Genomic DNA, 14,156 nt, shown 5'->3' on the forward strand with positions numbered 1-14,156 from the left:
TTATGCCGGTAAATAAAAGAAGCAAATATCGTGGTTCACGCACATGCGGCGGCGGTACACACAAAAACCGTCGTGGAGCCGGAAACCGTGGAGGAAAGGGCAGAGCAGGTCACAGAGACCACCGTTTCACACATTACCTTCTCCTTGACCAGATAAACAATGGAAAACATGGTTTTGTAAACCAGACCGAAAGCAAAAACAAGGTAATTGATGTAGGGGATCTTGATCAGATTCTGGACAAACTTGTTGCAAGTGGTCTTGCAAGAGTTGACGGAGACATCTTCGTAATTGATGCAGAGCAGATCGGAATTGATAAAATACTTGGCGGCGGAAAAGTTACTCATAAGTTAAATATCACTGCCGAAGCATTTTCTGAAACTGCTAAAGCAAAAATCGAAGAGATGGGTGGTCAGGCACTGACCGCTTAATCATTTTTTGGTGAATAATATTATGGGAGCAATGCTGGATCGAATGGAGCCTCTGCTGGCAGCTATGCCTGCAGTCAGGAGTCCGGAAGGGCATGTCCACTTCAAAAACAAGGTGCTGTGGACAGTTGCCGTTCTGATATTGTATTTTTTGCTGACTAATATTCAGATATTCGGTCTGAGTGCCGATTCAACCGACTGGCTCGGCATGTACCGTGCACTTCTTGCCGGTGCAAGCGGATCTATAGTCCATCTCGGTATCGGACCAATTGTCACTGCATCTATCGTTCTCCAGCTTTTAAAAGGTGCAGACCTTTTAGGAATCAATACCTCAGAACCACGCGGTCAGGTCATGTATATGGGCCTGCAGAAGCTTTTGATATTCGTAATGATTGTTGTCGAAGCAGCTCCTAACGTTGTCGGAGGTTTCCTTGCACCTGATCCTAATATTGCATTGCAGTTCTTCAGCGGCAGTATGGCCGCTGTTTCGTTTATAATATTCCTGCAACTTTGTATCGGCGGACTTATCATTTTCCTGCTGGACGAGGTTGTAACAAAATGGGGAGTAGGTTCCGGTGTGGGTTTATTCATCGTTGCCGGTGTTTCCCAGGGACTTATAAACGGATTTCTTAACTGGGCACCGGTTGAAGATGCATATCCTGTCGGATTTTTCCCAAGGATTTTTGCAATAATCGGAGACGGCGCAAATTTAATTGAGTATTTCGGACTTGATCTGTTGGCACTTCTAACAACAGTGTTCATATTTGGTCTTGTTGTATATGCAGAGTCTACAAGGATTGAAATTCCGCTCGCACATGCGGCTGTTCGTGGTGCAAGAGGAAGATTCCCTGTAAAACTTATATATGCAAGTGTTCTTCCGATGATTTTAGTCCGTGTTCTTCAGGCAAACTGGCAGATGTTTGGACTTTTCCTGAATAATATGGGAATTACAATCCTTGGTACTTTTGAAGGCCAGACGCCTACAAGCGGAATTATGTATGTAACAGCACCGATAAACAGTCCGACTGACTGGATGTGGTGGTTATCAGATCTCGGACATCCTATATGGGAAGTTATTCTAAGAATGGGAATTGACTTTTTGGTTATGGTTGTCGGCGGTGCAATTTTCGCACTGTTCTGGGTTAAGACTGCAGGTCTTGATTCATCACATGTTGCAAGGCAGATTCAGTCAAGCGGGATGCATATTCCCGGATACCGTAGAAATGAGCAGGTTCTTGTAAGATATCTCGATCGCTATATCCCCCGTGTAACAGTTATCGGTGGTATAGCAGTAGGTCTTTTAAGTATTCTTGCCAACTATCTTGGTGTAATAGGTGCTGTTGGTGGTACTGGTCTTTTACTTACAGTAAGTATTGTGTACCGCCTCTATGAGGAGATTGCAAGTGAACAGATGATGGAGATGTATCCGTTCATGCGCGGTTTCTTTGGAAAGGAGTGATTTATTAGATGTCTAATAGCAAGAAGGTTGTAATTACAGGTGTTCCCGGTGTTGGAAAGACAACAGTTATTGATGCTTCAATGGAGGCCTTAAAGGCCGAAGGTATAAATTATACCTCCATTAATTTTGGAACATGCATGTTTGAAGTGGCATGCGATCAGGGTGTTGTCAGTGACAGGGATGAGATGAGAAAGCTTGATCAGGAAGTTCAAAGGACTCTTCAGAAAACTGCCGCTCAGGTAATTTCAAAGATTTCTGAAAATGTTATAATTGACACACACTGTACTGTAAGTACGCCTTCGGGCTACCTTGCCGGACTTCCGTCATGGGTACTTGAAGAATTAAAGCCGGATGTTATTGTTCTTGTTGAAACAGATGAGGATCAGATTCTAAAACGCAGATTATCTGATACTACAAGGACAAGAGATGTTGAAGGATATAATTCAATTAAGGATCATCAAAGATATAATCGTTATATGGCGGCGGCATACTCAATGTTTACAGGATGTACTGTTAAAATTGTTAAAAACCAGGACTTCCTGCTTGAAAAAGCCGTCGAGGAAATGGTTTCTCTTCTGAGGTGAATAAAAGGTTATGTCTTCGGCAAAATCAAATCCTGTAGGCGGGGGGATGTTTACATTTTTGATTATCATGGTCATTGTCATGATAGTCTACAGTGTTCCTTTTTTAAGAACTTCCATTGCAGATATTGCAGGTCTGGTTTTAGAGCCTATGCAAAGTATTCTTGGAATTTCATGGCCTGTGATGATATTTGTCCTTGCCGCAATTACAGGTTGCTACTCTTCACTTCTCCAGAAATATACAATTGATTATGAGAAGATGCAGAGAGTTCAGAAAAAGATGCGTGATTTTCAAAAGGAATTTCGTGAGGCTCAGCTTTCCGGAGATGAGAAAAGGGTTCGTAAATTAAGTGAAAAGCGTGATAAGATGATGCAGGAACAGCTTGAAATGTCGCAGGAACAGTTCAAGCCGCTTGGCTGGATTATGATTATCACAATTCCGATATTCCTGTGGCTTTTGGAGATGGCGCCTGTTATGGGAGATATTGTTTTTCCGTTTATGGGAACATTACATCTTTCAGACCCGACATTTCTGTTTTTGCCGGCATGGATTATCTGGTATATGCTTAGTTCACTGACTCTTTCACAGGTTATCAGAAAGACCCTTGATATAGGAGGTCTTTGATTTTGAGAATTACTGTCAGCGGCCCGCCGGGCAGCGGCACGACATCTCTCGCAAAATTTTTATCATCCAAATATTCTTTTAAGCTTATCTCGGCAGGTGAGGTTTTCAGAAGCCTTGCAAAGGAGCGTGGCCTTGACTTAATTAAGTTCGGTGAGCTCTGCGAGAAAGACGCTTCTGTTGATAAGTTAATTGATGAGCGTCAAAAAGAGATCGGTCGCGCTGATGACGATATTATTATCGAAGGCAGGCTTGCAGGTCATATGATTGATAATGCTGATTTGAGAATCTGGGTTTTGGCATCAGCTGAATGCCGGGCAGGAAGAATTGCAGAGAGAGAGGAGGTATCTTTCCAATCTGCAAGGGATGAGACAATTCTTCGGGAGAAGTCCGAGGCTGAAAGATATAAAAAATACTACGGTATTGATATTTTTGACCTGTCGGTATATGACTTTGTTATAAGCTCTGAGAAATGGGGAAAGGATGAGCTGGCAGAGGTTGTATGTACAGCGGTTGAAAAGATTAGGATTTGAATTTTTTTTTAGTTCTCTTTTTTAAATACGTTTATGAAAGTTACTTCGTAATTTATATGAAATTTAATTTTAATGGAAGATTATTTTCAATGGTTTATGAAATTAAAGACCTCTGAAATTTGAAAGCTGGAATCTGATTTTTAACAGATTGGTGAAAAAAATATTATATGTACTTTTCTTGTGAGTATTTGAATTGTACATGAAATATAATTTCATGTAAGTTTTTATGCCAGAAATATATAAGTAGATACTAATGATCTGCATTGTTCTTGGGACAAGACCGGAAATTATCAAAATGTCTCCTGTTATCAGGGAGTGTGAAAGAAAAGATATTGATTATTTTGTGATTCATTCCGGTCAGCATTATTCATATGAGATGGATAAAGCCTTTTTTGAAGATTTGAATCTTTCAGACCCTGATTATAATCTTGATGTCGGCTCAGGAAATCAGGGAGAGCAGACTGCAAAGATTTTATCCGGTGTTGAGGAAGTTTTGATTAAAAAAAAGCCTGATTGTGTTCTTGTTCAGGGAGATACCAACACTGTTTTGGCAGGCGCTCTTGCAGCGTCCAAACTTCACATAAAAGTCGGACATGTTGAGGCCGGTCTTCGGAGTTTTGACAGGCGGATGCCTGAAGAAATTAACCGGATAGTTGCAGATAATATCTCTGATTATTGTTTTGCTCCAACTAAAAATTCATACAATAATCTGTTGCATGAAGGAATTGATGAAGGTAAAATATTCATCACCGGAAATACCGTAGTTGATGCTGTTTTTCAAAATCTTGAAATTGCATCGGATAAATCATCTGTTTTAAAAAGGCTTGGTCTGAAGAATAAAAATTATCTTCTTGCAACAGCACACAGAGCTGAAAATGTTGACAATAAAGAGAAGCTTTATGAAATTATCAGCGGAATTAAAGCTGTTTCAGATGAATATTCAATTCCTGCAATTTTTCCTGTGCATCCAAGGACCAAAAAGATGGCTGATGAATTTGGAATAAGTTTTGAAGGTATAAATATTACAAAGCCTGTTGGTTATCTTGATTTTTTAGTTCTTGAATCAAATGCAAGGCTTGTTTTAACAGATTCAGGTGGTCTTCAGGAGGAATCATGTATAATGGGTGTTCCCTGTGTGACGTTAAGGGACAATACAGAAAGACCTGAAACTGTTGAATGCGGCTTTAATGTTCTTGCAGGTGCCGATTCCAAAAAAATCTCCCTTATGGCTGGTCAAATGCTTAAAAAGTTTGAATCAGGTTTTGGAAATGCCTGTTCTTTATCAGATAATCCTTTTGGTGATGGTAAAAGCTCTGAGAGGATTGTAGATATTTGCCAATCCTAAAAATTGCGGCAGAAAATCGGAAAATTAAAACCAATTAACCATTATCTTCTCTAAATAAAAAACTATAAATCAATAGATGTTTAAGTATACTTATACGTCCAATACTGGTATGCAATAACGGGTTGCGTCTATAAATCCCAGGTTTTGGACGACTAATATTGTATAATAGCTGAATTCGGGGGGGATTTTCAGCATATGAGAGGAGATGCAGGTAGTTCTGTTAATAAAGTATTGAGCAGTTTCAAAATTGCCAATTTAGACATTTTTATTGATGTAAAAATCAATTGTAAAAACCGTTTTTGCATTTATTTTAAGGGGTGTGATTTGCAATGATCCTTATTGCAATGCCTGCATATAACGAAGAACGTTTTATTGCAAAGACAATTCTTGGTGCAAAAAGGTATTCTGATTCAATTTTAGTCGTTGATGATGGCTCTTCAGATTTGACAAGTGAAATATCACAAGCCCTTGGAGCAAATGTCATTGTTCACGAAATAAACAAGGGATATGGTGGAGCATTAAAGACAATTTTTACTGAAGCCTTCAATCAGGATGCCGATTTTCTGGTGATAATTGATGCAGACGGCCAGCACAATCCTGAGGAGATACCAATGCTTTTGAACTCATTTAAATTATCGAGTTGTGATCTTGTTATTGGTTCCCGTTTCTTAAACAGTGCCAAAAAATCAATTCCTTTATATCGGAAATTTGGCATGAAAATTCTTGACACTGCAACAAATATGGCAGCATCGAAATGCATGTGCTCTGTATCTGATTCACAAAGCGGTTTTAGAGCATATAATAAAAAAGCAATACGGGCAATAGCACCAAATCTTTCCGGAGATGATATGTCTGCAGGGTCTGAAATACTTCTTTTAGCAAGTGAGGCAGGTCTTCAGTTATGTGAAGTGCCAATTAAGGTTCGATATGATATTGAGGATACGTCATCTGAAAACCCGGTGAAACATGGACTTTCTGTCCTTTCAAAGATTGTCGGTTTTATAAGCTTCAAAAAACCTCTTTATTTCTTTGGACTTCCCGGAGGATTTCTCTGTCTGTTAGGATTTCTTGCGGGACTGTACACTGTTGGTGAATATCACACTGCAGGAACATTTCACTATGTAGTATTTCTGCTTGCAATTCTGATAATGGTTTTTGGAATGCTTTTGTTTACATCGGGGCTTATTTTGAACTCGATTGTGAGACTTATGAATTCTAATAATCATTCTATAGATTAATATAATTTTGAGAAGTGAGCAATTAATGGAATCACAAAAAATCTTAGTTACAGGTGGAGCCGGGTTTATTGGAACAAACCTTGTTAATGAATTAAGAAACAGGGGTCATGAGGTTCTCGCTCTTGATCTCTTAAATAATGAGAGAAATGGCTACATCCGTGCTGATGTGAAAAATTATCGGCAGCTTGAGAGTGTTGTTAAATCTGATAAATTTGACTATGTTTATCATCTTGCAGCAGAGTATGGACGTTGGAATGGTGAAGCATACTATGAGAATCTCTGGCAGACAAATGTCATTGGTACTAAACATATGCTAAGACTTCAGGAAGAACTGAAATTCAGGATGATCTTTTTTTCAAGTGCTGAAGTATATGGAGATTATATGGGGAAAATGTCTGAAGATGTAATGGAAAAAAACCCAATTATTGACACTTATCAGATGAATGATTATGCCATAACAAAATGGGCGGGAGAGCTTATGTGTATGAATTCTGCCACAATGTTTGGTACTGAAACGGTACGTGTAAGACCTGTCAACTGCTATGGTCCGGGTGAGCATTATACTCCATATCGTGGTTTTATTCCTAAATTCATTTATCATGCACTCTATAATAAACCCTATATGGTTTTTAAAGGCCATAAAAGAATTATTGATTTTGTAGAGGATTCCTGCAGAACATGGGCAAATATTGTTGATAATTTTATACCTGGAGAAGTTTATAACGTGGGAAGCCGCCCTGAATGGGAAATGGACATTAAGAGTTATTCTGATCTTATTTTAAAGGCAGTCGGCAGAAACGATTCTTTAGTTACATATGAGGAGTCGGAGCCTTTTACAACCAAAGTCAAAACAATGGACTTTTCAAAGGCAGTCCGTGATTTAAAACACAATCCCATAGTTTCTCCTGAAGAAGGAATAAAGCGTACAGTTGAATGGATGAAATGGTATTACAGAATTTCAGAGTGATGCAGAATGGATAGAGTAGAAGATTCTTTTATTAATAAAACAGTGCTTGTAACAGGCGGTGCTGGTGCAATAGGCGGTAATTTAGTCCGAAAGTTGATTGATCTTGATACAAAAAAGATCACTATTCTTGATAACCTTTCTTCATCATATGAATGGAATATTCCTAAAAGTGACAAAGTCCAGTTCATTAAAGGAGATATTCTTGATGATGTAAAATTAAAATGGGTTTTTAAATCAAAACCTGACATTGTATATCACCTTGCGGCACATTTTGCAAATCAGAATTCTGTTGATAAACCAGAAACAGATTTAATGATCAATGGTCTTGGTATATTAAAGGTTCTGGAATATGCACAGCTTTGCGATGTTGAGAGATTTATTTATTCGTCATCCGGCTGTGGAGTATATGGCCTGGATTCGAAGATGCCATTTGAAGAACATGATGTTTCAATAAATCTGCACACACCTTACCAGGTAACAAAACTTCTGGGAGAACTTTACACAAATTATTATCATAATCTCTATAATCTTCCTATAGTAAATGCAAGATTTTTCAACTCTTTTGGTCCGGGGGAAGTTCCGGGTAAATACCGGAATGTTATTCCTAATTTCTTCTACTGGTCAATGAAAGGTCTACCACTTCCAATTACAGGTACTGGGGAGGAAACCCGTGACTTTACTTACGTTGGCGATATAACAGACGGTCTGCTTGCTATGGCACATTATGAGAAAGCAATTGGTGAGGCTTTCAATCTTGGTGCAAGCCGGGAGATTATGATAAAAGACCTTGCATCGTGGATTAATGAGCTGACAGGTAATGATGCCGGGATAAACTTTAAAGAAAGACGTGACTGGGACGCAAAAAGCCGTCTTTTATCCTGCATCAACAAAGCCGGAAATGTTCTTAATTACAAGCCAAAGGTTGAATTTAGGGATGGCCTGAAGGAGACCCATCAGTGGTTTGTTGACAACTGGGACAACATTCAGAAATTTGCTGAATTTTAACTATTTGCTATTTTTAAGAGAGAATTAGTTAAACATAAAAATGGGCATGATATGAAAGATACAAAGATATCACTAATAAATCTACCGAGGAATTCTAGATATCCTCAACCTCCTCTTGGATTGGCTAGTCTTGCAGCTGTTTTAGAAAAAGAAGAATTTTTTTCTGAAATAATTGATTCAAATGCTTTAAACTTATCAATGGATGATATTGCAGAAAAAACAAGAAATTCTGACATTGTTGGAATATCTGCAATGACACCTTCAATAAATATTGCTATAATCTTGGCAAAAAAAATTAAAGAGTTAAATCCCAAAGCAATAGTTATACTTGGTGGGCCGCATCCTACAATACTTCCTGAAGATACTCTTAGAAAAAGTGAGAGTATTGATCTAGTTATTAGGGGAGAAGGAGAAAATACGATATTAGAAGTTGCTAAATCAATTGAGAATAAGAAGTCTTTCAATAATATACTTGGAATATCTTATAAACTTGGAAATAATATTCAGAACAATCCAAATAGAGAATTGATAAGTGATTTAGATTCATTACCTTTTCTAGCGTACCATCTTCTTCCACTTAAAAAATATAAATTTCATCCACCCCATGGTAGAAAAAGAGCACATATGGCTATGCTTACAAGTCGTGGTTGCCCATATAAGTGTACCTTTTGTTCAAAATCAGTATTTGGAGATATTCCTCGGTATCAAAGTCCAAACAGAATTGTAAATGAAATTGAATACCTTTATGATAACTTTAATGTAAGAGAAATTGATTTTTATGACGATACATTTACCCTTAGAAAAGAGCGTGTAATTGAATTTACTCAGGAATTGAAAGAAAGAAATCTAGATATTGAATGGACATGTGAAGCCAGAGTAAATTTAATCAATCAGGTTCTATTAAATGCAATGCAGAAATCAGGTTGCTACTTAGTTTCTTTTGGAATTGAATCTGGCAATCAACATATTCTTAATACACTTAATAAAAAAATCACTTTACGACAGATACGAAATGCAGTCGAAATAACACATCATGCAGGTATTGAAAGTGTGGGATACTTTATGCTAGGGTCGCCTGGTGAAACACCTGATACAATACGAAATACAATTGATTTTGCAAAAAGCCTCCCTTTAGATTATGTACAATTTTCTATAGCAACTCCTTTCCCTGGAACTGCATTTTACGACGAATACATTAAATCGCATGCGATTAGTGAGAATTGGGAAGATTTTATATATGCCAACCTTGACTCTGGCAAACAACCTGTATTTGAGACTGAATTATTATCAAAAAATGATTTGAGCATGCTTAATGATCAAGCATATAAAGAGTTTTACTTGCGATTATCTTATTTTAAACAAAGAATCATGAGTATTCATAGTCTAAACGATTTAAGAAATAATTTTGGTGGTGCTAAAATGTTAATTAATATGATCAGGAGATAAAATGAACATTCTTTTTATTCATGAAGTGGATTACAATAAAAAAGTCATTTTTGATATGCATGAACTTGCTGAATCGTTATCTGTACTAGGACATTCAATATATTTAATTGATTACCAAGATACGTGGCAACGAGAAAATTTGATAGATTTTGGTTATATCAAAACAAAGGAATTTTCAAACAAAAAAAGAATCTATGATGAAGCATCTATTTGTTTAATTCGGCCTGGTTTTTTTAAAATTCCTGGTTTTGATCGATTTTCTGCTATGATTTCACATTATTATGCAATAAAGAGCACAATTAAAAAGTATAATATTGACGTAATTATTTTGTATTCTGTCCCTACTAATGGGATACAATCAATATTACTTGCAAAAAAATATGAAGTTCCTGTTGTCTTCAGGTCTATTGATAATCTTCATGGACTAGTAAAATCTAAAACATTGAGTAAATTTACATTTTATTTTGAAAAATATGTCTATAAAAACGTTGATTGCATAATTGCATTAACGCCAAAACTTGCAGATTATGTAATAAATTTTGGTGCTAAAAAAGAAAAAGTGAAACTACTTCTATTTGGTACTGACACAAAAAAATTTCATCCATCAATTGACGTATCTGAACTCAAAAATGCAATGCATATAGGTAGTAGTGACAGAATTATAATATTTATAGGGACATTTTTTGATTTTTCTGGGTTAGATCTATATGTTCGAAAATTTTCTCAGGTAGTAAAGGAAATTCCAGAAGCAAAACTTATACTTGTTGGTGGAGGCCCACTATTTGAACGTGTAAAATTACTGATTAATGAATTAAATTTGACAGAATGTATATTATTGACTGGATTTCAGCAATTTGAATTAATGCCAGAATTCATCAATCTTGCAGATTTATGTATAAATCCATTTCAGATTAATGATACAACTAGAGATATAATCCCCGGTAAGGTTTATCAATATTTAGCTTGTGCAAAACCAGTTTTGGCAACTCCTTTGCAGGGCATGAAAGAATTATTGCCCAATGAAAATTATGGTATAATATATTCAGATATTGATGATTTTGCGAAAAATACGATAAAAATTTTAAAAGATGAAAGTGCTTTAAAAAAAATAGGGATTGCTGGATTTAGACATTGCATTGAAAATAATGATAAGTTAAGTATTGTTAAACAATTAGAGCAGATTATATGCGATCTTGAATGTTATAGTAAGTCTGTGGAGGTTAATAACAATGAATACTGATTATCGAGCATTTATTACAAAAATCACGGATTTAGAAAAAGATGTTTCAAATAGCCTTGATCATATTGAATGGAAAAATCAAATCTCAAATGACAGTTTAGTATTTGTAAAACCAAACTTTACATATCCATTTCATAAACCAGGTATAACAACAACTCCTGAACTCCTTGAAATTTTATTGGCTAAACTTAAAGACAGAGCTGATAGGGTCATTATTGGAGAATCTGATGGTGGAAATCATTCTTTCTCAGCAGATGATGGATTCAAGGGTCATAACATGTACAAAATCTGCAGTAATACAGGTACTGAACTCGTGAATCTCTCAAAGATTCCTGCTACATATGTTGAAGATAAAATTCTAAATAAAAAGGTGAAGGTTCAGGTCCCAGATATTCTAATAAATGATGTTGATTGTTTTATCTCTGTTCCAGTTCTGAAGGTACATGCAATGACAACTATCACATTAAGTATGAAGAATCTTTGGGGATGCTATCCAGATACAATGAGAGGGTTATATCATAAGAATCTTGCTTATAAATTGACTCTCTTAACAAAGTTATTAAAACCCCAAATTATTGTGATTGATGGCATAAATGCACTTAACAAGCATGGACCAATGCATGGTGAAGCTGTTAAATCTGATCTCTTAATATCTGCGAATAATCCTGTTGTTGCTGATTCACTTGGAACTTCATTGATGGGGTTTCAGGTTAATGATATTGAGCACATTAAGATTGCAGAGAGGGAGGGACTTGGAACAACAGAATTGAATGAAGTCAGATTCAATCAAGACTGGAAACAATATCAGATGAAATTTAGTGTGAATAGAACCTTGATTGATTCTGTCTCTATATTACCATTTAATAGCGAATGCATGGCTAAAATTGTGATGGATTCACCAATTAAACCTATTATATATGGTATTGCAACAAAGTTGAAAAACAAGGATGAAGAAGTTGTAAATCAGGATTTGAAGAGAGTATCTAAATGAAGATATTACATGTTATTCAATTTTTTTCTCCTTCATTTGGTGGCTCAGTTATGATTCCATATCATCTATCAAATGGGCTTGTCAAAGAAGGACATGATGTTACTATTATAACTTCTGATTATAATTATGATTCTGGATTTGCTCAATCTCTTAATGGTGTTGAAGTGATACCTTTTAAGGTGGTTATAAACTATGGAATGTTTTTCTATTCTCCAGAAATAAAAAAGTGGTTAAAGGACAATCTTCAGAAATTTGATATCATCCATCTTCATAATTTCAGATCATACCAGAATGTTGTTGTTAGTAGATATGCACACAATTATGGTATCCCCGTTATTATTCAACCACATGGTTCATTCCCAAAGATTATTGAAAAAAAATGGTTGAAATATCTCTTTGATATAGTCTGGGGAAAAAATCTAATAAAACTTGCAAAACAAATTGTTGCTGTTTCACAAAGTGAAGTTAAACAGCTCAAACAGAAAGGGATTCCTGATGAGAAGATCACAGTAATACCTAATGGTATAGCTATTAAACCTTTAAAAGATCTTCCTCCTTTTGGTTATTTTCGAAAGAATTTTGGTATTAACCAGAAATTTATGATTTTATTTGTTGGTCGGATTCATAAAATTAAAGGTATTGATTTTTTGATAAGATCTTTTTCAATATTTGTTCAGAATTGGGACAAACAAGAAGTAGCTTTAATCATTATTGGTCCTGATGAAGGTTATCGTTCTAATTTAGAAAATCTTGTAAAAAGGCTTGATATTTCTAAATATATTAAATTTATAGATAATATTTCCTGTGTGAATTTTGCTTATCAGGATGCTGATTTACTTGTCTATCCCTCTATTTATGAGATTTTTGGTCTTGTTCCTTTTGAAGCAGTTCTTTGTGGCACACCAGTTATTGTTACTGATGGGTGTGGGTGTGGTGAGATAGTTAAGGAGGCTGAATGTGGCTATATAATTCCTTATGGGGATGAATTATGTTTGGCAGAAATGATTAATTACGTACTTTTACATCCCGAAGAAAATAGGAAAAAAATATTATGTGGCAAAAATTATATTTATAAAAATTTGGACTGGGTTTATATTGTAAAAAGGGTAGAAAAAATATATGAAAATTTAATTATTTGTAGATAATTATGATTATTGGAGGAATATACCATGAAGAAAGGAATTATTAATCATCCCAATACAATTAATATAACTCCTCTAAACAATCTCCTTAAAATTTTAACAATGATCAATTGTGACATTCATTGTATTTTTGGAATTTATGAATTTCAGCATCATGAAAAAAATCAAAATATAACCTGTGAAGTGATTTACAATAAGCAGTATAATAATTATTTTTTTAGAATTCTAAATTATTTTAATTTACAAATTAAACTAATCAAGGCAATATTAAAGCAAAAAAAGGACATTGATGTTTTTATATTTTTTATTGGCGGAGATACTCTTTTACTTCCAATTATATGTGCAAAATTATTTGGGAAAAAAGTTATTTTGTTGTTGGCTGGTTCATCTATAAAAACACATCACACAAATCAAGATAAGTTAACTGTAATGTTAAAGATTATCCGTAAACCTTGTCTTTTTTTTGCCGATAATATTCTAATCTATTCAAAATTATTAATTCAGGATTACCAACTTGAATCGTATCAACATAAAATAATAATAGCTGGAGAACATTTTATTGATTTCAATATATTCAATATTATTACACCATTAAATAAACGTCCTTTTCTTATAGGATATATTGGGCGTCTTAGTGAAGAAAAAGGAATTCTAAATTTTATCTTGGCATTAAAGATTCTTCTAAGAGAAAATGATGGCTTAAATATCCTTATTTGTGGCGATGGACAGTTGAAAGAATCGATTGAGATTTATATCACAGAATCCGGTCTCACTGAAAGAGTGCAGATTTCAGGCTGGATATCTCATAATGAGATACCAAAATATTTAAATCAATTACGTCTTCTTATCCTTCCATCTTATACTGAAGGTCTTCCGAATATAATTCTTGAAGCTATGGCCTGTGGTACTCCTGTACTCGCGACTCCAGTAGGTGCTATACCGGACATTATAAATAATGGCATAAATGGTTTTATAATGGATAACAATTCCCCAAAGTGTATTGCAGAAAGTGTAAACAGGGTCTTAAAAATTTCAAATTTGGAAGAAATTGTCAAGAATGGGAATATATTTGTTTATGAAAATTATTCATTTGAAAAAACATTATATCAATGGAGTAATATAATTAAACATATAATATAATTTAGTTTGACAAGTATTACAT

Annotated in this window: 14 protein-coding genes; all 14 read left to right on the forward strand. The window is 35.2% G+C overall.

Going from position 1 to position 14,156, the window contains the following annotated elements; genetic code table 11:
* Positions 1-2: 2 nt before the first annotated feature.
* The 14 genes from L1994_RS03075 to L1994_RS03140 all read left to right on the forward strand — a co-directional run bounded on the left by L1994_RS03075 (position 3) and on the right by L1994_RS03140 (position 14,134).
* Positions 3-428, forward strand: a complete 426-nt coding sequence (locus L1994_RS03075; protein WP_278100227.1) for an uL15m family ribosomal protein — start codon at positions 3-5, stop codon at positions 426-428.
* A 22-nt stretch (positions 429-450) separates the two neighbouring features.
* Positions 451-1,884: a preprotein translocase subunit SecY gene (gene secY, locus L1994_RS03080; protein WP_278100228.1), complete on the forward strand. Its 1,434-nt coding sequence runs from the start codon at positions 451-453 to the stop codon at positions 1,882-1,884.
* Between the two features lie 8 nt (positions 1,885-1,892).
* Positions 1,893-2,468: an adenylate kinase gene (locus L1994_RS03085; protein WP_278100229.1), complete on the forward strand. Its 576-nt coding sequence runs from the start codon at positions 1,893-1,895 to the stop codon at positions 2,466-2,468.
* 10 nt (positions 2,469-2,478) lie between these two features.
* Positions 2,479-3,090, forward strand: coding sequence for a DUF106 domain-containing protein (locus tag L1994_RS03090; RefSeq protein WP_278100230.1), 612 nt, complete (start codon positions 2,479-2,481; stop codon positions 3,088-3,090).
* Between the two features lie 2 nt (positions 3,091-3,092).
* Positions 3,093-3,620, forward strand: a complete 528-nt coding sequence (gene cmk, locus L1994_RS03095; protein WP_278100231.1) for a (d)CMP kinase — start codon at positions 3,093-3,095, stop codon at positions 3,618-3,620.
* A gap of 253 nt (positions 3,621-3,873) precedes the next feature.
* Positions 3,874-4,965, forward strand: a complete 1,092-nt coding sequence (gene wecB, locus L1994_RS03100; RefSeq protein ID WP_278100232.1) for a non-hydrolyzing UDP-N-acetylglucosamine 2-epimerase — start codon at positions 3,874-3,876, stop codon at positions 4,963-4,965.
* A 329-nt stretch (positions 4,966-5,294) separates the two neighbouring features.
* Complete coding sequence (locus tag L1994_RS03105; protein ID WP_278100233.1) at positions 5,295-6,203, forward strand: glycosyltransferase family 2 protein; 909 nt, start codon at positions 5,295-5,297, stop codon at positions 6,201-6,203.
* Positions 6,204-6,228: 25 nt separating this feature from the next.
* Positions 6,229-7,170 (forward strand): NAD-dependent epimerase/dehydratase family protein, encoded by a 942-nt coding sequence (locus L1994_RS03110; protein ID WP_278100234.1) that lies wholly within the window; start codon positions 6,229-6,231, stop codon positions 7,168-7,170.
* 6 nt (positions 7,171-7,176) lie between these two features.
* Positions 7,177-8,175: an NAD-dependent epimerase/dehydratase family protein gene (locus L1994_RS03115; protein ID WP_278100235.1), complete on the forward strand. Its 999-nt coding sequence runs from the start codon at positions 7,177-7,179 to the stop codon at positions 8,173-8,175.
* Between the two features lie 51 nt (positions 8,176-8,226).
* Positions 8,227-9,621 carry a B12-binding domain-containing radical SAM protein gene (locus L1994_RS03120; RefSeq protein ID WP_278100236.1) on the forward strand — a complete coding sequence of 465 codons (1,395 nt, stop codon included), beginning with the start codon at positions 8,227-8,229 and terminating at the stop codon, positions 9,619-9,621.
* A gap of 1 nt (position 9,622) precedes the next feature.
* On the forward strand, positions 9,623-10,861 hold the full coding sequence (locus tag L1994_RS03125) for a glycosyltransferase family 4 protein (protein WP_278100237.1): 1,239 nt from the start codon (positions 9,623-9,625) through the stop codon (positions 10,859-10,861).
* Complete coding sequence (locus L1994_RS03130; protein ID WP_278100238.1) at positions 10,851-11,852, forward strand: DUF362 domain-containing protein; 1,002 nt, start codon at positions 10,851-10,853, stop codon at positions 11,850-11,852. Before L1994_RS03125 ends, L1994_RS03130 begins: the two co-directional genes overlap by 11 nt.
* Positions 11,849-12,997, forward strand: coding sequence for a glycosyltransferase family 4 protein (locus tag L1994_RS03135; protein WP_278100239.1), 1,149 nt, complete (start codon positions 11,849-11,851; stop codon positions 12,995-12,997). Before L1994_RS03130 ends, L1994_RS03135 begins: the two co-directional genes overlap by 4 nt.
* A 24-nt stretch (positions 12,998-13,021) precedes the next feature.
* Complete coding sequence (locus L1994_RS03140; protein WP_278100240.1) at positions 13,022-14,134, forward strand: glycosyltransferase family 4 protein; 1,113 nt, start codon at positions 13,022-13,024, stop codon at positions 14,132-14,134.
* The last annotated feature ends 22 nt before the right edge of the window (positions 14,135-14,156 follow it).

Source organism: Methanomicrobium antiquum (assembly GCF_029633915.1).
GTDB classification, from domain to species: Archaea; Halobacteriota; Methanomicrobia; order Methanomicrobiales; family Methanomicrobiaceae; genus Methanomicrobium; species Methanomicrobium antiquum.

Bases quoted from the DNA above. Each gene is read 5' to 3' on its own strand.
- secY (WP_278100228.1), top strand. From the start codon at position 451: ATGGGAGCAATGCTGGATCGAATGGAGCCTCTGCTGGCAGCTATGCCT.
- L1994_RS03120 (WP_278100236.1), top strand. From the start codon at position 8,227: ATGAAAGATACAAAGATATCACTAATAAATCTACCGAGGAATTCTAGA.
- L1994_RS03115 (WP_278100235.1), top strand. From the start codon at position 7,177: ATGGATAGAGTAGAAGATTCTTTTATTAATAAAACAGTGCTTGTAACA.
- L1994_RS03125 (WP_278100237.1), top strand. From the start codon at position 9,623: ATGAACATTCTTTTTATTCATGAAGTGGATTACAATAAAAAAGTCATT.
- L1994_RS03075 (WP_278100227.1), top strand. From the start codon at position 3: ATGCCGGTAAATAAAAGAAGCAAATATCGTGGTTCACGCACATGCGGC.
- L1994_RS03090 (WP_278100230.1), top strand. From the start codon at position 2,479: ATGTCTTCGGCAAAATCAAATCCTGTAGGCGGGGGGATGTTTACATTT.
- L1994_RS03140 (WP_278100240.1), top strand. From the start codon at position 13,022: ATGAAGAAAGGAATTATTAATCATCCCAATACAATTAATATAACTCCT.
- L1994_RS03110 (WP_278100234.1), top strand. From the start codon at position 6,229: ATGGAATCACAAAAAATCTTAGTTACAGGTGGAGCCGGGTTTATTGGA.
- L1994_RS03130 (WP_278100238.1), top strand. From the start codon at position 10,851: ATGAATACTGATTATCGAGCATTTATTACAAAAATCACGGATTTAGAA.
- L1994_RS03085 (WP_278100229.1), top strand. From the start codon at position 1,893: ATGTCTAATAGCAAGAAGGTTGTAATTACAGGTGTTCCCGGTGTTGGA.
- L1994_RS03105 (WP_278100233.1), top strand. From the start codon at position 5,295: ATGATCCTTATTGCAATGCCTGCATATAACGAAGAACGTTTTATTGCA.
- L1994_RS03135 (WP_278100239.1), top strand. From the start codon at position 11,849: ATGAAGATATTACATGTTATTCAATTTTTTTCTCCTTCATTTGGTGGC.
- wecB (WP_278100232.1), top strand. From the start codon at position 3,874: ATGATCTGCATTGTTCTTGGGACAAGACCGGAAATTATCAAAATGTCT.